This is a genomic window from Pseudomonas sp. TCU-HL1 (assembly GCF_001708505.1).
GTDB lineage: Bacteria > Pseudomonadota > Gammaproteobacteria > Pseudomonadales > Pseudomonadaceae > Metapseudomonas.
Genome location: NZ_CP015992.1, coordinates 3,175,656 through 3,192,317, shown reverse-complemented (window position 1 = coordinate 3,192,317; position 16,662 = coordinate 3,175,656). Strand labels below are relative to the sequence as shown.

General features: G+C 60.6%; 16 protein-coding genes and 3 pseudogenes. 4 read left to right on the top strand and 15 right to left on the bottom strand.

Features of this window, described 5'->3' with window-relative positions; all coding sequences use genetic code 11:
- Positions 1–16 precede the first annotated feature (16 nt).
- Together THL1_RS31355 and THL1_RS30670 are read left to right on the top strand one after the other, a co-directional pair.
- Positions 17–279 (top strand): annotated as a pseudogene (locus THL1_RS31355) (transposase domain-containing protein); the annotation flags it as partial.
- A gap of 10 nt (positions 280–289) precedes the next feature.
- Positions 290–607: pseudogene (locus THL1_RS30670) on the top strand (class I SAM-dependent methyltransferase); the annotation flags it as partial.
- 17 nt (positions 608–624) lie between these two features.
- Here the strand turns inward: THL1_RS30670 and THL1_RS31350 are convergent.
- From THL1_RS31350 to THL1_RS14675, 6 genes and pseudogenes are all read right to left on the bottom strand, one after another.
- Positions 625–669, bottom strand: a pseudogene (locus THL1_RS31350) (hypothetical protein); the annotation flags it as partial.
- Positions 666–2,207 carry a cryptochrome/photolyase family protein gene (locus THL1_RS14695; protein ID WP_069083963.1) on the bottom strand — a complete coding sequence of 514 codons (1,542 nt, stop codon included), beginning with the start codon at positions 2,205–2,207 and terminating at the stop codon, positions 666–668. The gene THL1_RS14695 and the pseudogene THL1_RS31350, both read right to left, overlap by 4 nt.
- 126 nt (positions 2,208–2,333) lie before the next feature.
- Complete coding sequence (locus THL1_RS14690) at positions 2,334–3,035, bottom strand: SDR family oxidoreductase (RefSeq protein WP_069083962.1); 702 nt, start codon at positions 3,033–3,035, stop codon at positions 2,334–2,336.
- A 54-nt stretch (positions 3,036–3,089) separates the two neighbouring features.
- Positions 3,090–3,647 (bottom strand): chalcone isomerase family protein, encoded by a 558-nt coding sequence (locus tag THL1_RS14685; RefSeq protein WP_145928299.1) that lies wholly within the window; start codon positions 3,645–3,647, stop codon positions 3,090–3,092.
- Positions 3,648–3,881: 234 nt separating this feature from the next.
- Positions 3,882–5,144: a cyanophycinase gene (locus THL1_RS14680; protein WP_069083961.1), complete on the bottom strand. Its 1,263-nt coding sequence runs from the start codon at positions 5,142–5,144 to the stop codon at positions 3,882–3,884.
- A 213-nt stretch (positions 5,145–5,357) separates the two neighbouring features.
- On the bottom strand, positions 5,358–5,681 hold the full coding sequence (locus THL1_RS14675) for a hypothetical protein (protein WP_069083960.1): 324 nt from the start codon (positions 5,679–5,681) through the stop codon (positions 5,358–5,360).
- 809 nt (positions 5,682–6,490) lie between these two features.
- Between THL1_RS14675 and THL1_RS14670 the strand changes: the two genes are divergently transcribed.
- Together THL1_RS14670 and THL1_RS14665 are read left to right on the top strand one after the other, a co-directional pair.
- Positions 6,491–7,264 carry an ABC transporter substrate-binding protein gene (locus THL1_RS14670; RefSeq protein ID WP_069083959.1) on the top strand — a complete coding sequence of 258 codons (774 nt, stop codon included), beginning with the start codon at positions 6,491–6,493 and terminating at the stop codon, positions 7,262–7,264.
- A gap of 160 nt (positions 7,265–7,424) precedes the next feature.
- Positions 7,425–8,345 (top strand): MurR/RpiR family transcriptional regulator, encoded by a 921-nt coding sequence (locus THL1_RS14665; protein ID WP_069083958.1) that lies wholly within the window; start codon positions 7,425–7,427, stop codon positions 8,343–8,345.
- Between the two features lie 275 nt (positions 8,346–8,620).
- Here the strand turns inward: THL1_RS14665 and THL1_RS14660 are convergent, their stop codons facing one another.
- The 9 genes from THL1_RS14660 to proX all read right to left on the bottom strand — a co-directional run bounded on the left by THL1_RS14660 (position 8,621) and on the right by proX (position 16,592).
- Entirely contained in the window at positions 8,621–9,280 is a 660-nt protein-coding gene (locus tag THL1_RS14660; RefSeq protein ID WP_069083957.1) for a methyltransferase family protein, read from the bottom strand.
- The gene (locus THL1_RS28975) at positions 9,277–9,552 is read right to left on the bottom strand and encodes a DUF2933 domain-containing protein (RefSeq protein ID WP_083245891.1); all 276 of its coding nucleotides are present in this window, start codon (positions 9,550–9,552) and stop codon (positions 9,277–9,279) included. Before THL1_RS28975 ends, THL1_RS14660 begins: the two co-directional genes overlap by 4 nt.
- Positions 9,553–9,577: 25 nt before the next feature.
- Positions 9,578–10,042: a hypothetical protein gene (locus tag THL1_RS14655; protein WP_069086526.1), complete on the bottom strand. Its 465-nt coding sequence runs from the start codon at positions 10,040–10,042 to the stop codon at positions 9,578–9,580.
- 156 nt (positions 10,043–10,198) lie between these two features.
- A complete protein-coding gene (locus THL1_RS14650) occupies positions 10,199–11,242 on the bottom strand; it encodes a cytochrome D1 domain-containing protein (protein ID WP_237234717.1) in 1,044 nt (347 codons plus the stop codon).
- 140 nt (positions 11,243–11,382) lie between these two features.
- The gene (locus THL1_RS14645) at positions 11,383–12,126 is read right to left on the bottom strand and encodes a cytochrome c biogenesis CcdA family protein (protein WP_069083956.1); all 744 of its coding nucleotides are present in this window, start codon (positions 12,124–12,126) and stop codon (positions 11,383–11,385) included.
- Positions 12,127–12,132: 6 nt separating this feature from the next.
- The gene (locus THL1_RS14640; RefSeq protein WP_083245890.1) at positions 12,133–12,753 is read right to left on the bottom strand and encodes a TlpA family protein disulfide reductase; all 621 of its coding nucleotides are present in this window, start codon (positions 12,751–12,753) and stop codon (positions 12,133–12,135) included.
- Positions 12,754–13,098: 345 nt separating this feature from the next.
- Positions 13,099–14,139 carry a GlxA family transcriptional regulator gene (locus tag THL1_RS14635; protein WP_069083955.1) on the bottom strand — a complete coding sequence of 347 codons (1,041 nt, stop codon included), beginning with the start codon at positions 14,137–14,139 and terminating at the stop codon, positions 13,099–13,101.
- Between the two features lie 61 nt (positions 14,140–14,200).
- Positions 14,201–15,541 carry an MmgE/PrpD family protein gene (locus THL1_RS14630; RefSeq protein WP_069083954.1) on the bottom strand — a complete coding sequence of 447 codons (1,341 nt, stop codon included), beginning with the start codon at positions 15,539–15,541 and terminating at the stop codon, positions 14,201–14,203.
- 79 nt (positions 15,542–15,620) lie between these two features.
- Positions 15,621–16,592 carry a glycine betaine/L-proline ABC transporter substrate-binding protein ProX gene (gene proX / locus THL1_RS14625; protein WP_414703751.1) on the bottom strand — a complete coding sequence of 324 codons (972 nt, stop codon included), beginning with the start codon at positions 16,590–16,592 and terminating at the stop codon, positions 15,621–15,623.
- Positions 16,593–16,662: the final 70 nt, after the last annotated feature.

Sequence of the window (16,662 nt, the reverse complement as noted above, 5' to 3'; positions counted from 1 at the left end):
GGTAGAATCCTGCGCCATGAATTTTCGCGCGGACAACCTGCCCGACGACCCGTTATTGCAGATGATCGGGTAGGACGGCTTCAGGAGCAGGTCGCCCTACTGTGGCAAAAACTATTCTCGCCAAAGTCCGAGCGCAGCCCCGAGGATGCCGACTCCCCTCAGTTGGCCATGTTCAACGAAGCTGACGAGCTGATCGAAGTCCCAGTCGCCGGATCGAGTGAGGCCGAAGAATTCGTCGCCCCAGTTAAACGCCGTGGCAACCCAGGCGAGATCCCACGGCCCAGTCCTGATCGAGGCGCAGAAGGTGCAGCCCAAGGGCAAGATCGGACGCGCCGACATGGCCTTGAACCTGATCGACAAGCTGTACGGCATCGAGCGCGATCACAAGGACGGCAGCGAAACCGAGCGCCGCCAGGCTCGTCGCTCGGTGGATTTCATCCAGCGCTACATATTCCCCGACGGCGCCCTACCCTCGCTGACCACCATGCTGCAGACTGCCAGCGCCGAGACTCAGCTCAACCTGCTGCACATGGAAGACTTCGGCCCGCACTACGCACGCACCCTGCGGCTTTGGCACGACAACCTCCGGCAGCGCAGCCAACGCCTGCGCCAAAAGAACGGGCGGCCGCAGACCAGGCAAACCTTGCTCGGCAGTTCAGTTTTCTTCACAGGGCCTCCCCCGTATCCAGCTGCGCCAACAGTTGCTCGCCGCGCAACCAGATTGCCTCGCGGCGCGCTTCATCCATATTCAGCAAATTGCGATAAACCATGGCCAGGCGCGGGTTTTCCCCCAGGCGATCGCGGTGGCGCATGAGGAAGTGCCAGTACAGCGCATTGAATGGGCAAGCCTGTGGTCCCGTTGCCTCGTCAACCCGGTAGCGGCATCCCTTGCAGTAGTCCGACATTCGCTGGATGTAGCGGCCGCTGGCGCAATAGGGCTTGGAGCCAAGGTATCCGCCGTCGGCGTGCATCACCATGCCCAAGGTGTTCGGCAGTTCGACCCAGTCGAAGGCATCCAGGTAGACCGCCAGGTACCACTCGCAAATGGCCTTGGGGGCAATACCTGCCAAGAGCGCAAAGTTGCCGGTAACCATGAGTCGCTGGATGTGATGGGCATAACCCAAATCGAGGGTTTGGCCAATCACCTGGGCCATGCAGCGCATGTCGGTGGCGCCCGTCCAGTAGAACCCTGGCAGTGGGCGGTGATTACCGAATGCGTTGAGTTCGGCGTATTCCGGCATGCGCAGCCAGTAGATACCGCGCACGTACTCGCGCCAGCCGATCAGTTGGCGGATGAATCCCTCGGCGGCATTCAGCGGCACCTGCTTTCGGCGGTATGCCTCTTCCACATCCGCGCACAGTTGGCGCACGTCGAGCAGGCCGATGTTCAGCGCAGCGCTGATTCTCGCGTGGAACAGAAATGGCTCGCCGGTGGCCATCGCGTCCTGGTAATCGCCGAAGGCGGCCAGGGAGAAGTCGAGAAAGTGCTGCCACAAAACTTGCGCATCGGCGTGGGTCACCGGGTAGTCGAAGGACGCCAGGCTACCGTAATGGTCACTGAATCTCGCCCGGACAAGCGCCAGCACTTCTTGGGTAATGGCATCGGCTTGGAAGCGCGTGGGGAACGGGCCACGCAGACCACGCGGCAGCGCCTTGCGATTCTCCGCATCGAGATTCCAGGTGCCGCCCAGCGGACTGCCGTCTGGCTCCAGCAGGAGGCCGGTACGTTTGCGCATCCCTCGGTAGAAATGCTCCATCCGCAACTGGTCACGGTCGCCGGCCCAGCGCGCGAACGCCTCTCGTGAGCACAGGAAGCGGCGGTCGGGGTGCCATACCAGCGGCAGGCCACAGTCCTTGAGCGCCTGTTCCAGGCGCCATTCACCGCACTCGGTGATATGCGCCTCCTCGGCCCCAAGAATCTCCATCCAACGATGCAGCTCGCTGGGCAGGTTGCCGCTATTGCCTGCGTCGTCCAGGCGCAAGTAGATCACCCGCCAGCCACGCTGGCGCAGCGCCTCAGCGAAATGCCGCATGGCGCTGAATATCAGCGCGATCTTCTGTGGGTGGTGAGCCACGTAGCGCGCTTCGGCGTCCACCTCAGCCATCAGCAATGCGTCGCGTCGGGGGTCCAGGGTGTCGAACAGGCTAAGGTCGAACGACAACTGGTCGCCGAGCACCAGACCGAGGCGACGGGCAGGCATCGTCATTGGCGGACCGCCTGCTGCAGGAGGGCAAGAACGCAACCGGCAGCCAGCAATACCGTCTCGGGCTCGTAAGGCCTCGACCAGGCGTTCGGAATGGCCAGCGCTTTCAGACTCATGCTTATTTCACACTTACCAGGGCAGGCGCTCGCCGTCGTAGGCATAGAACCCGCCGCTCTCAGCCGGTCCAAGGCGATCGACAAGGCTCAGCAGATCTGCTGCTGCCTGTCGCGCCGGACGTGCTAGCACCGCGCCTCGAAACGGCTCGGACAGTTTGGAAATCACCGTACCCGGGTGCAGGCTGAACAGGCACGCCTGGGGTCGGTTGCGGGCCAACTCGATGGCAGCGGTCTTCACCAGCATGTTCAACGCCGCCTTGGACGCACGGTAGGCGTACCAGCCACCCAGGCGGTTGTCGCCGATACTCCCCACCTTCGCCGAAAGCAACGCCATCGTGCCCCTTGCATGCAGCAACGGCAGGAAATGGCGCAGTACCAGAGCCGGCCCGAGTGCATTGACCTGAAACACAGCGTGCAAGGCATCTGCCTCAAGAGCGGCCAGGCATTTTTCCGGCTGCAAGCCAGAACGGTGCAGCAGGCCGGCTGAATGCAGGATCAACTGATACGGCCCCTCGGCTGAAAGCTCGGTGGCGGCCCGAGCGATGCTCGGCGGGTCTTCCAGATCGATTCTGGGCGTGCTTGCGCGCCCCAGCTCGCGCACAGCGGCGCAGCGTGGGTCTTCGCGCAGTAGCTCGCAGAAGGCGGTCCCCAATGCGCCACTCGCGCCAATGACCAAGGCACGGTAACCATCATCCATCGACTGAAGACTGAGCATTTCTCAGGCACAAACTGGTCAGGAGCAGCAGCACGGGCCTGCTGAGCAAGCGATTCATTCGGTAGCGACCTCGAGGCCAAGCAGTCGGCGTCGCAGCTCGGGGTTGCGAGTGCGCGGGTCCAACCAGATTGCAAAGAAGGCGCGGGCAAAATCAGGGTCTGCCACCTCTCGACTCAACTGCCCATCCACATAGAAGCGACAACCCCGATCTGGCAGGTATAAACCTGTGATGCTCTGGCCCGGAACCACATCGACAAAAGCTTGACGCATTTCATACTCCCATCGTGCCAAGCGCTTTGGGTTGAGTTCTTTACCACCGAGCCTGCGCATTTCCTCCAGGCTGATCTCGACCAAGTCGTCACGCTTGAGTTCACGCCGGTAGGTCAGCTCCAGGGCGAAGGGCTGGTCCAGCGTTGGACTCACGTCGCGGCTCCAGAGTCTCGCTTCGTAGACTGCAAAGCCGAACCACTTGAACTGGCCCGTGCCGACAGAACGCACCCCTGGCAAGTCGTCACGCCAGTCCGCCAGCGCCGCTGTCGTGCTCAGCAATAGCGCCAAGGCCAGGCCACTCGCCGTAGAGCACGCGCGTTCAAGCAGCCAGCCAAGTGCCACCTTGTGACTCCTCTGCCTGTGGTTGAGATTCGCCAAAAGCTGTACAGAAATTCACATTGTACAACTTATAGCGCTGTCAGGCTGAGTGGTCCAGCGATTGCCTGCTCGCAACCGACCACGCATCCGATCGCCAGGAAAATGCCGGATGACACCGCGCCGGGGCATCGCGCCCGGCGAGCTTCGATCATCACCATTGTGTAACCGAAACGATGCGGGGCGAATCGTCCATTCGGGTCAATTCGGACGCAAATCCATCAGAACGCGCAGGTAAGAGATCATGGCCTGCCCTCCTAGCGTGCCCTTGTAGCCATGGCTATCGAACTGGGTGCTTTTGACCAGGTCCACCCGATAGCGCGGATTGAGTTCATAAGTACGACCGAGGGTACTGGTGGCACGGCTGTTGAACAGGTCCGTGCTGATCAGCACGAACTCGCGGGGTTTCCTTCGACCATTGGCGCCACTGTTGTTGGGGCTGCTGAAGATATCTCCCGTGGCGCTCATCGCGCTGCTGTACTGCTCGCGATTGCGCAAGCTGGTCTTGCTGCTGGCGATGATGAACTGCCCGCTCTGGGGCCGGTACAGGTCACCGCTGGTCAGGTAGCTGGCCAGCACGTCGTAGAGCGCCCAGCTGCTTCCGCCACCGAGTTCGGCATTGCGCAGGTCGAAAACAAACACGCCCCCCGTGCCAATCACCTCCATTTCCACTTGCCCCAGACTGGGGTTGTCCTGCACCAGCAACCCAGTGTTTTCATCGACGCCAAACGCAAAAGGAACGCCGGTGTAGTCGGCCAAACGCACAATGCGTCCCTGGCGTCCACGCTCGCTGAAGTGGGTATCGAGAAGGCCATAGTTGAAGAAGCCAAAGCCACCGCTCGGGTCGTACGACAGGTCATCGCCGGACGGTGTCGTGTAAGGTCCGTAGCGCAGCGCTTCGTAGCTTTCGCCACCAGTCACCATCGGGCCTGCAACCATGATCGCCGTCCCGGCGCTGGTCCCCGCCAGCACGGCACCGGCGGCATGCCTGTTGCGGATCGCTGCCAACGCCGGGGTGTCGCCCCGGTTGACGTTCTGCAACGTCTGAACCAGTCGCGACTGATCCCCTCCCCCGAACAAGAAGCCAGTCATGCCATTGATTTGTGCTAGCACCTGCGGGTTGCTGTTGTTGGCGATACGGTCCAGATCGATCGGGATCCATTGGGCGTCCGCAGCGCCGTAGCTGCGCAGCAGGTTGGCGTAGTGCTCGCCGTTGGCCCGAGAGTTGGCCGCGCTCGCGGTGCCTGCATCCGGGTCCTGGCTTTCAGGAATCGACGCGGCGGTAATCACACCAATCTTGGCCTGACCGCTGCCGCCTGCCAGTTGAATCAAGCGCTGGTAAATCGCGGCGTTGTCATCTTTCAGTCCACCGCCCACCAGGAGCAGCGCACCAGCGGCTTGACCCATTCCGGGAAGCAGAACAACAAGCAGGCATGCGTAGCGGCAAAGCTGGCTCAGTCTCATCTTCAGTTCTCCGTGGCTGCGAGGCGCAGCGTTGTTGGGAATACGCAAAATCGGTAGCGGCAGAACGACGAGTGCAGAGACGTTGCACTCGCCAAAGGCAGATACCGGAGGCATCTGCACTCTGCGAAAGGGTTGGTCGCAACGAACTGATCGAGGGTGAAGCTCAGGGCACGTTGGTTGTGGGATTCACGCCTTGAGCTGCATGCAGGTTCTCTAGACCAGAAGTTCCGGTGCGAGCATCGCCACAGGCATCCCCTTGCCAACGACAGCCTCCAGACACAGGCTGGACTCGCCATCTGGCCAGCAAACGAAGTACCCGCCCGCGCTCTTGTTCCTGATGCGGAATCGCCACTCCCGCTCAGCCAATCGGCCAAAGCTGCTTAGCGGCTGCTCCAACTCGATCACCGAGTAGAAGCCGTCGCGCGTTTCAACCCGTTCCAGGACCTTGGCCTGGGCACTCTGGAGGGCAAGCACGACCGACTCCTGATCGTCCAGAAGCTTGTCCAAGGCAAACAGTTCGAGGGGTGTCAGTTCCATGGCTACGATCTCGATGCGCTTTCCAAAAGGCGAATGACACTTGCCCCATCCCGCCGCTGCAGGGTGAGGTGATTAATGAGTCCGGGGACTAACGAACCTTCTTAAGTCCGATTACACGAGCGAGGGTGAGCGCGACCTCTTCTCGAGTCACAGGCCTCTGCGGCTGAAACAATCCCTGGCTGGACGTCATCCAGCCTTCACCGACCAGCAACGATGCGGCCGTCGCTGCGTTTGGATCGATTCCGCCCAGATAGCGCTGGTCATCAGGCCACGGAAGCTGGTCTCGCCCAGGACACTGGCCCCGGCACTCGTGCCGGCCACCACGTCTCCCCTGTCGAAAACGGCTCGCACTGTCTGAAGCGTCTTCGATTCGCTGCGCCAGGCTTGGTCCGCATTCTCATCTCTTGTTGCTCTTGTTCTGATGGATACCCTGGGAGCACATCCCTCCAGAAACTCTATGACGCATTTTATTTCATGTAAATAATTTTATGACAGTATTTGCATCACTCAAGATCTCTGAGAAAGCCTTCCAGCCACCCTCCGCACTCTGAGCAGATCTGCATGTCACCCAGACAAAAAGCAGGAAAACCTGTAGACGCATACACGACAAAAATGAAGCAGGAACAATCACCTCAAAACAGATTGACACTATTTCAATCAAAAATTAGCCTAAACGAAGCGACTCGTTTCATGATCGACGTATCGCCACAAGACCCATGACGGAAGAAGCTGGACGCCGCGCAATCACTTCCAGGCTGGCGCACGAATCATTTCGCCCGGGTCACCACCGCACGAACTGGAGTAATAAATTGAACAAGATCGCTCTACTTGGCGCCTTGGCGCTCTCTGCTTGCGCCACGCTCTCCCAGGCACAGGACTCCCTGCGGATAGGGATCGAAGCCGCCTACCCGCCCTTCGCCTACAAGACCGAGGACGGACGTTTAAGCGGCTTCGATTACGACATTGGCAATGCCTTGTGCGCAGAGATGCACGTGAAATGCGAATGGGTCGAACAGTCCTTCGATGGCCTGATTCCCTCGCTCAAGGTTCGAAAGGTGGATGCCGTGTTGTCGTCGATGTCGATCACCCCGGACCGCCTGAAGTCGGTCGATTTCACCAAGAAGTACTACCACACGCCCGGCAAGCTACTGATGAAAGCGGGAAGCGACGTAAGTGACCCACTCAAGGACCTGAAGGGCAAACGAGTCGGGGTGCAGCGCGCATCCACCTATGACCGCTACGCCAGCGACAAATTTGCGGCGGCTGGGATTGAGGTGGTTCGTTACGGCTCGCAGAACGAGGCGTTCCTCGATCTGGTTTCCGGCCGCATCGACGCGACCCTGGCGGACGTGGTGAACATCAGCGAGAGCTTCCTCAAGACCGACAGCGGCAAGGGCTTCGCGCTGGTCGGTCCGGACTTCAACGATCCGAAGTATTTCGGCAATGGCGCAGGCATCGCCGTCCGCAAGGGCGATGCGGCTACCGCCGAGAAGTTCAGCAGTGCAATCGCGACCTTGCGCGCCAACGGCAGGTATCAGGAAATCCAGAGCAAGTACTTCAGCTACGACATCTACGGCCAATAGATGCAGGTCGGGGGTACCCGTTTCGACCGGGTACCTCCTTGCAGCATGGCCTGGCCAGGCAAAGCGGAATGGGCACTGTTGATTGCGTCATAGCAGTTTCCACACTCACGCTGCGATCACATAAACTGGCGTACCTGGCCACAAGGACCCTCTCAGAGTCATGACCCGAGCGCCGCGAGACCTGTCTGTCTATACCTCACCCGTCATGCGCAAGCTGGCGTCGGCCTCACCCGATCTGCAGCCCTCGCTGCGAAAAGTCGCCGACTTCATCCTGCGTCATCCGCTCAAGGCCGCAACCCTCACGATTGAGGAGCTTGCGCAGGAAACGTCGACTTCGGCCGCAGCAGTCAATCGATTGGCTCGCGCCTTGAAGCTCAGTGGCTACAGCGCGCTCAAAGCAGCCTTGGTCAGCACACTGCAAGACCTTGTATCGCCGGTGGATAAGCTGCGCCAGGAAATGGCCCAGCGCCCCGACGGTTCCTTCGGCCTGCATGAGCAGATGCAGGCTGCGGAAGGCAACCTGCGTGCGGCCGTCAGTAGCAACAGCCCGGCGGCCTTCGACGCCTTCGTCGATCGCCTCAACAAGGCACGCCGCATTTTCATCCTGGGTTTTGGCAATAGTGCGTACATGGCTGGCCTGGCTGCAGCCAATCTGATGCCCTACTGCCCAGACGCAACAGCCATCAGCATGGAGGGTGGTAACGAGAATGCCGCCTATAGACTGGCATCAATTACCCAGCACGACGTCTTGTTGGCGATCTCCCTCCCCCGCTACTCCCTCGATACCATCCAACTTGCGCGCTTCGCCAACGAGCGTGGGGCCAGTGTATTAGCCATCACAGACTCTCCGGCCTCCCCACTGGTGCAACTCGCCGAGCACGTACTGTTCGCACCTGCCGAACACCCCGTTCTGATCAGCTCGAACGCGGCCGTGCTGGCTGTTGTCGAGAGCCTGGTCGCCGCCGTGATGACACGCAACAAAGAAGCCGTAAAGCTGGCGGCTGAACTTACCGAAAGCGTCATGTCATACCTGCACGTCCCCAGAGATCAGGCGCGCAAACCCTCAAAAAGTCGCAGCTGAGCAGCGCGAGCAAATCACGACGCAATCCGGACTCGACTTCCAAGGCCACCTCGGCCTTGTCACCGCTGCCACGCGGACCTGTGGGGAGACGCTATTCTGCAGCAAGCAATGCAGCAGCCGATTCGACCGTCTCGATTACCTGTTTGAGCAAGACAACATAGGCCATGGGATGTGCCTTCTCCCGTTTGTTCGTTCACAGACATCTCACACACCGTTCTCCTTTGCGTGTCCGGGCCCTATGTGCCGCCGTCATCGTAGTACTTCTGCTCCATGCTTCAGCTGCCCTGACCCGCACTGAACCTATCTCGAAAGCGCGGAATGAATCTGGGTGTAGCACGGACATATTCGTCGTAGGCAGTGCCGAACTCCTTGCGCATATCCCTCTCTTCGGTAATCGCCAAGTGCCCGTACATCACCAGCAAAACAGGGAACATAGCCAAAGTCAGAAGGGTGGGCCACTGAAGCAGAAAGCCCAGGAGGATCAACACAAAGGCTACATACTGAGGATGCCGGATCCAGGCATAGGGCCCATCTGTGGCGAGTGTGTGTCGGCGTTGAGCGTGGTACAGCACGCTCCAAGCGGCCGAGAGCAGATAGAAGCCGAAGCCCAGGAACACGTAGCTGGCGATGTGCAGCGCACTGAAATGAGGATTGCCCTTATCACCCAACAACGTCGACCACAGATGCCCAGAGTCGTGGGAAAGCAGATCGAGGTTGGGGAACTTGGACTGCAACCAGCCTGACAACAGATAAATCGTCAGAGGGAAGCCATACATCTCCACGAACAGGGCGACGATGAACGCAGAAAATGCGCCGAAGCTCCTCCAGTCTCTGGCCGTCGCGGGTTTGAAGAAACTGAATGCAAACATGATGAAGATCGCTGAATTGATGAAAACCAGCGACCAGAGACCATATGCGGATTCACCATGGTTCATAAGGGATCTCCCGGTTCACGGGTATCGGGCTTCGCGGAAGGGGCAGAGTTGCTCTGACCTTGGTGATGGTGGCTACCGTGCCCGCGGTGCATGAAAACATGCATCAGCGGGCAGGCGAGCAACAGCAGAAACGGTAGGGCGCCGACAACATGGGCCAGGTGCTCTGTCAGCAGAAAATAGACGGCGACTCCACCTATCACCACCAGGCCGATTGCGTAACGTGAACTCCAGAAGCTGGGTGGCGAGCTGTGATCATCGGAATGATGGTTCATAACGCCTCCTCGGAATGGTGAACGGCTACTTCGACGGTGTGGGAGGCATGCGGTCCATCATCATTTGCATCATGGATTCCATCATGTCCATGCGCTTTTCCATCATCTGCTGACGTGCGGCCATATCACCGTCCATACCCTTGCCGCCTTGCATTCCCCCCATACCCGACATTCCACCACCCATGGACTTCATCATGGCCATGCCGCCCTTCATCAGCGTCATATGCTCGGCCATCAGCGCCTGGCGCTCTTCCGGGGTTTTCGCTGCAGCCATCTTTTCGTGCATGGCTTGCATGGCCTTCATGTGCTGGTCCATCGCCGCCATCTGCCCTTTGTCCATTTGCTGGGCAGGGCGCATCTTCTCGGTGGCCTCCGAACCAGAGGCATTGGCCGGGTGATGCGTCGAGTGCTCATCGGCGTTTTGCGCCACGGCCCCCGCAGACGTTGCAGCCATACAGAGTCCCATCAGTACATTGCGAATGTTAGACATCATCATCTCCTTAGCCATGCTCGAAAATTTGTGTGACGGCCACAGCATCATGGCTATCGGTTGCGTCGTAGTCAGGTCGCTTGAACTTCGCTCAAACGACCCCATCCATGCTTCAAGACTTAGTTTTGGTGCCATCCCCCACGGCATATCGAAGGGCTATTGGGCTCTCGGCGGCTTGTAGCTAATCCCGTTTGGGCCAGCGCCGACCTTGTGTGTGCCAACGACCGTGCGGCTGTTCGTATCAATTACGGATACGGTGCCCGCTTCGATATTGCTGACAAACACATAAGCGCCATCTGTGCTGATCGCCACACCATGGGCGCCCCGGCCGGTGGTCACGGTGCCAATGCTGCTGCGTGTTCGGGGATCGACGATGGAGACTCGATCGTCCGGGTTCTGGCCACTGCCCTGGTTCGCGACATAGACCTGGCGGCCATCAACGGTGGCCATCATCTGTATCGGCGTACGGCCCACATCAACCTTTCCGATCACCTTGCGCCCGACTGTGTCGATGATGCCAAGCTGATTCGCGGCACTGAGCGACACGAACGCCAGGCGGCCGTCAGGGGCAAAGCCCACCTGGACAGGACCTTTACCCACTGGAATTTGCGCAGTCTCCTTGAGCGTGGTGACGTCGATAAGCGATACGCTATCGCTCTGCATATTGGCGACGTAGAGCGTTCGACCATCTGGGCTCAAGCGCAGCCCATGGGGATAGCGCCCAGTCGGAATGCCAGGTAGTTCGACCCGCTGTTTCAGGTCGAAGACCCGCACCCGGTTGGCGGCGGAATCGGTAACAAAGGCGCGCAGCCCAGTAGAGTCGGTGACCACATGAGCCGGGTGATTGCCAGCCGGCAGACTGAACTGCGGTCTATCCAGCGCGGTGGTACTGAATACCAACAACTGCCCACTGGACTTTTCACCACTCGAATGTCCGGCATGTCCGGATATCCCAACCACCAAAAGCAAGCTGCCGTCGGGAGAAACCTGGACATTATGCGGGGAGATGGGTAAGGCGACTGTGCTGATCACGCCTGTATCGAGGTCTACCTGGCTTATGGACGCCGCCCGCTCGTTGGCGGTGTAGACGCTGCCAGTCGGGTTTGCCAGGGCAAGGCTCAGGTGTGCTGCAAGGGATATACCTGACGCCAGAGAGGTAAACCGCTTAGCGTTCATCGTGGTGTCTCCAACGAAGGACATGGTATTGAGCCACGCAGGCCTAAACCGATGCTCAAGCTAAGCGCCAATCGCGAAGCGGTTTGTTGATCGCGGTCAATGATCTCTACCAGGCTCGATACTGAGTGATCGAACGCGCACATTTTCCAGGGGCGTACCGCTAGCTAGCCGATCCTGCCGAGGATGGGAAACACCTCCAGCAACCACCAGGCGAAGTCGGTCAACTGGCCCGTGACCATGGCCACCCCCATGACTATCAGGATGACGCCGGCCCCTATGTGAATGACCCGACTCCAACGGCGAAGGCGTTTCATATGGGCAAGGAAGTGATTGGTGAACCAGGCCGTCAGCAGGAATGGGAGCCCCAGGCCGAGCGAGTAAATAGACAGCAGCGCAACGCCACTGGCGCCGGTACTGCCGGTGGCGGCACTCAGCGTCAGGATGCTGCCCAGGATCGGGCCGATACAAGGCGTCCAGCCGAAGGCGAAAGCGATTCCCAATACATAGGCGGCCAGCGGTCCTCCGCTGGACTTGAGCTGGTGGACGAAGCGCACGTCCATATTGAGCCAGCGCGGGTTGATCAGGCCGGTGATGAACAAGCCAAAGGCGATCACGATGATGCCACCAACCAGGTTGGTCTCCTGCCGATAGGCGATCAGCAGCCGGCTAATGGCGGTGGCGCTGGCTCCAAGGGCAATGAAGATGGTGGAAAAGCCCAGCACGAAGCTCAGGCTCATACCGATCACCGCGAGCCGCTCCCGGCGGCTTTCCAGGACCTGCAGTTCGTCCACCGAGCGACCGGCGATGAAGGACATATAGCCGGGTACCAAGGGCAGCACGCAGGGCGAGAGGAACGAGATCATTCCCGCGGCAAACGCGCTCAGGATACCGATGTCACTAAGACTCATCGCGAACTATTTCCTCGATGTAGCAGCCATCACTTCCTGCACATACTCAATGACTTGCGGACTGTCCCACTCGGCCGCACCGGCTTTGCGGCCAATTTCCCGCCCCTCGCGGTCCAGCAATAGGGTGACCGGCAAGCCGAAGGCGCCGATGCTCTGGATGGCTTGCATGGGCTCATCGAGGTAGATCTTGAGGTGCTGGATACCAATCTCCCGGTAGAAGTCCCGCACTACCTGCAGTCCACCTTGATCGAGCGAGAGTGCCACCACCTGGAAGTCGTTGCCACCGAGCTTCGCCTGTAAGCGATCCAAGGTCGGCATTTCCTGACGGCAAGGGACGCACCAGGTGGCCCAGAGGTTGAGCAGAACCACCTTGCCCCGGAAGTCGGCCAGGCTGCGCGGCTTCCCCTCACCATCGACGAAACGGACATCCTCCACCGGTCGGGGTTCGGGCCAGACGATCAACCCGGCCCGAGTGCCGGTTTCAGCAGCTGGCTCGGCGCCGAACGCGAGGTGAGCCCCGACCAAAGACAGAAGTATGTACAGCAGCAGCCAGCAGGTCCGGAGATACCAGGACAGCCCAGTGCCACCGGAGGCCAGGTGCGTGGAGCGGTGAAAAGCGCAGGTCATGGCACACCTCACGAGCAGCTGTCGCCTTAAACTGCCGAATCGGCGCTGGCTGCAATCACCGAGGAAGCAAGGCTGCTATTGGGACTATAGCAGTGCCCACACGCCGTTCATGCGGCCCTTTGCCATTCCCTCGTTAATCGGCTTCTTTGGCCAAGGAGGCTGATATGGCACTGTTGGATGAGATTGTCAGGGGGCGGGTTGAGGCCGTGGCAACAAGAGGCACTGCGTCGAATTTTTTGCGCGACCGGAGCTTTCTCAGGCTGACAGTGTTGCCATCTTGCAGTTGGTTCGCGAGCAGGAAGACGCATCGCCTACCTGCATCGCCCTGCTCTGCCCGCGCTGCCCCTATCCGACCCTGAACCGGGTACGACTCCGGAATTGTCCGGGGGCAATGTCGAACTTCTCGCGGAAGCAGCGATGGAAATGCGGCAGCGTGGCGAAGCCGCTGGCGACGGCGATCTCGATCAGGGACTTGTTGGTGTGCTGCAGCAGCTGGCGCGCATGGGTCAGGCGCAGCTCCAGGTAATAGCGCGGCGGGGTCGCCTTTACGTAGCGCCTGAACAGACGTTCGAGGTGCCGCCGGGAGATTCGCGCGTAACGCGCGATCTCATCGATCCCGATGGGGTCTTCGATATTGCTGTGCATCAGTTCCAGGGCGAGCTTGAGGGTGCGCGGCAAGGTCGGATCGAAGTCGATGGAGACCACCGATACGTCGACCATGTCCCGCATCTTGTCGCAGCCCAGCACTTCTTCCACGGCGTTCAGCAGCTCCTGGCCGGCGCTGTGCCCCACCACTTCCAGCATCATGCCCAGCGAGCTGTTGGCGCCGGCGCAACTGATCCGCTTGCGGTCGAGCACATGGGAGTGGCTGGTCACCCGCACCTTGGGGAAGACTTCGGACATCATCGCCCGACCATCCGGATGAAAGGCGCAATCGTAGCCATCCAGCAGGCCGGCTTCCGCGAGGAAGTAGGTGCCGTTCCACAGGCCGCCAAGCACCGCCCCGGCCGAATCGGCGTGGCGCAGCTTCGTCCGCAGCATGGGTTCGCTCTCCAGGCGGACGCGGAATCCGCCGCACACGACGACGATGTCCTGGTGCTTCTCGTCCAGTTCGGCCAGGCCGCAATCGGTGGAAATGGCGATTCCCAGATCACTCACCACCAGGTTGCCCTCACCGCCCACCACCTGGACCTCGAACAGCGGCGTCGAACTCATCAGGTTGGCCGTGACCAGGGCATCCACCGCGCCGGTGAACGCCATCATCGAGAAGTGCTCGCGCAGGATGAAGGATACGCGCCGCACCGGGGTTGTGAGCCCGGCACGACTGGCCCTGTCCAGATGCACAAGGTTCTTGCTCTTCAAGACACTTTCGAATGACGTTCTCATCTCATGACTCACAGGCTTTCAGCGAGTGATCAAACACCGAAGCCGGTGGGCTGATGCCCCCCTACCTCGCGGCGTCGAATAGCAGCGCAAACAGCGGTTCGCAGCTGGAGCTGCCCGGCAATGCCGCAATAGCCTGTTCGATGGCCCGCCGCTGCCCGTCGCCCAGGGTGATTCCTGCGAGCAGATCGAATTTCTCGCGGAATTCCGCGTGGCTCATGGCCGTTGCAGGGTCGCCCTTGGCGGCGGTGATCGGGCTCGTGAACGCCTGGCCATCCTTGAGCCAGACCAGCACTCGGGACAGGATTTCGTTGGGGAAGCGCGCGGAGAGTTCGTCGCTCTCGACGATTTCGATCCGCTGGCTGACCGCGAGGATATCGGGTGCATGGATGGACTCCCCCGTCACCTCCAGGGGCCCTACCTGACCGCGCACCACCAGGGCCGCCAATGGGAAGGCCAGTGCGTACTGAGCCTCGTCGGCGTTGGCCGGCGTATGCCCCTGCAGGCGCATGGATTCATGGAAGGTCTGCACCTGGATCAGCTCGATGTCTTCGCCCCGGATCTGCGGGTGCTCGGCCATCAGCGCGGTCATGGCCGTGAGCGCCGGCTGGGCCCAGCGGCAAACCGGCCAGGGTTTGAAGTACTGGGCGTCGATCTCCCAGCGCTCCCCGAGGTCATGCCAGTGGGCTGCTACCGTCATGGTTTCCACGGTCTCGGCCGGTGCGCCCGTGACGCCAGCCTCGGCCAGCAGGAGCGCGTTGATTCCGGCAAAGGCCCCGGCACCGTGTGCATCGCGGAGCATCGAGGGGTTGTCGACCAGGCGCATCATCGGGCAGCGCGGGCCGAAGTACTCGGCGATGCCCAGGGCATGGCGGAAGCGCTGTTCATCCAGACCGAGCAGGCGGACACCACCACATACGACGCCGATACCGGAAAAGGCACCCGAAGCGTGGTAATCGGGGGCCGTCGCCATCAATGCGACACCGGCACGCAGTGCGGTTTCGTAGCCGATGCACAGGGCACTCAGCAACTCCTCGCCACTGATCGAACGGCCCTGCTCGCGGTAAGCGTCAGCCAGCGCCAGCAGCGCCGGCACCACGGTGGCGCCTGCATGTCCCTTGGAGGTGAAGTGGCCTTCATGGGCATCCAGGCTGTCGACGCTGAAGCCCCCCGCCCAGGCCGCCCCCAGGGGATGCACCGGGCGGCCGTCGAACAGCAGGCGGCTGGCCAGGGCGCCTGCCGGGTAATGGTTCAGCGCATAGCGTTTGAGGGCCTGGCTGGTGTCGTTGTCACGCGCACCAGCGGCGATTCCGAGGATATCCAGCAAACAGGTCTGCAACAGGTCGCGGGTATGGGACGGAGCCTGGCTGAAGCCGAAATCACGGACGAACGAATAGAGCGACATGTGGATACTCCACAATCGGAATTTCGTTGAAGAAAGGGAGTCGGGGTGCCCGGTATCGGGCACCCCAGGGCATTGGCTATTACTTGGACGCCTGGCTGGCGGCGGCGCGCGATGCCTGCAGCCAGGTATCGAACTGCTGGCGATGCGCCGCGACCCACTCGTCGGCATGACGGCGAATGTCGGCGGGCTTGTTCTCGCCCTTCTGCATCTTCAGGTTCTGCTGGCTCTCATCGTCGGTAGTGATTTGCACCAGCGAGAGGAACTTGAGGGCGGCGGGGTTTTCCTCGGCGAACTCCTTGTTCAGCACCGCTTCCACCTTGTCCACGGCAAAGCCGAGGTTCTTGCCCTTGTACTGGGTGTCGACGTCGTTCTTGCCATCCGGCAGATCGGTGTAGGGCACTTCCAGCCAGACCACATCCTTGTCCTCCACCAGCACACCGGCGATCCATTGCGGCACCCAGGTGAAGTAGAGGACCGACTGGCCCTGCTTGTAGCGGGTGATGGTGTCCGCCATCAGCGCGAAGTAGGAACCCCGGTTGTGGGTGACGGACTTCTCCAGGTCATACGCCTTGAGGTGGTGATCGATCACCAGTTCGCAACCCCAGCCGGGGTTGCAACCGGTCAGGTCGGCCTTGCCGTCGCCATCGATGTCGAACAGTTTGGCGATTTCCGGCTTCTTCAGATCGGTGAGGTACTTGATGTTGTGGGCCTCGGCGGTCTTCTTGTCGATCAGGTAGCCCTGCAGCACGCCGGGGATCACATCACCGGCCTTGACCAGACTCTCGTCGCCGCCAACCTTCTGGTAGAAGCTGTCGTGCAGCTTGTCCCACAGGTGCACGGAGAAGTCCGCGTCACCATAGGACAGCGCCACCATCATGGCCGCGTACTCGGTTTCCTTGGGTTCCTTGACGTCGTAGCCCAGCTCACGAAGCCCCGCCATGGCGACCTCGCCACGGAACCGCTCTTCGGCGATGGGCGGGAAGATCGGCGACACCGAAATCCCCTCCCCCGGTTTGTCGGCCGAAGCCGCCACCCCGTACAGCGACACCATGCTCAGGGAAACCACCGAAGCGCATTGCAGGATCTTTCTGGTGAACATCTCGAAATGCATCGTTGCGTAC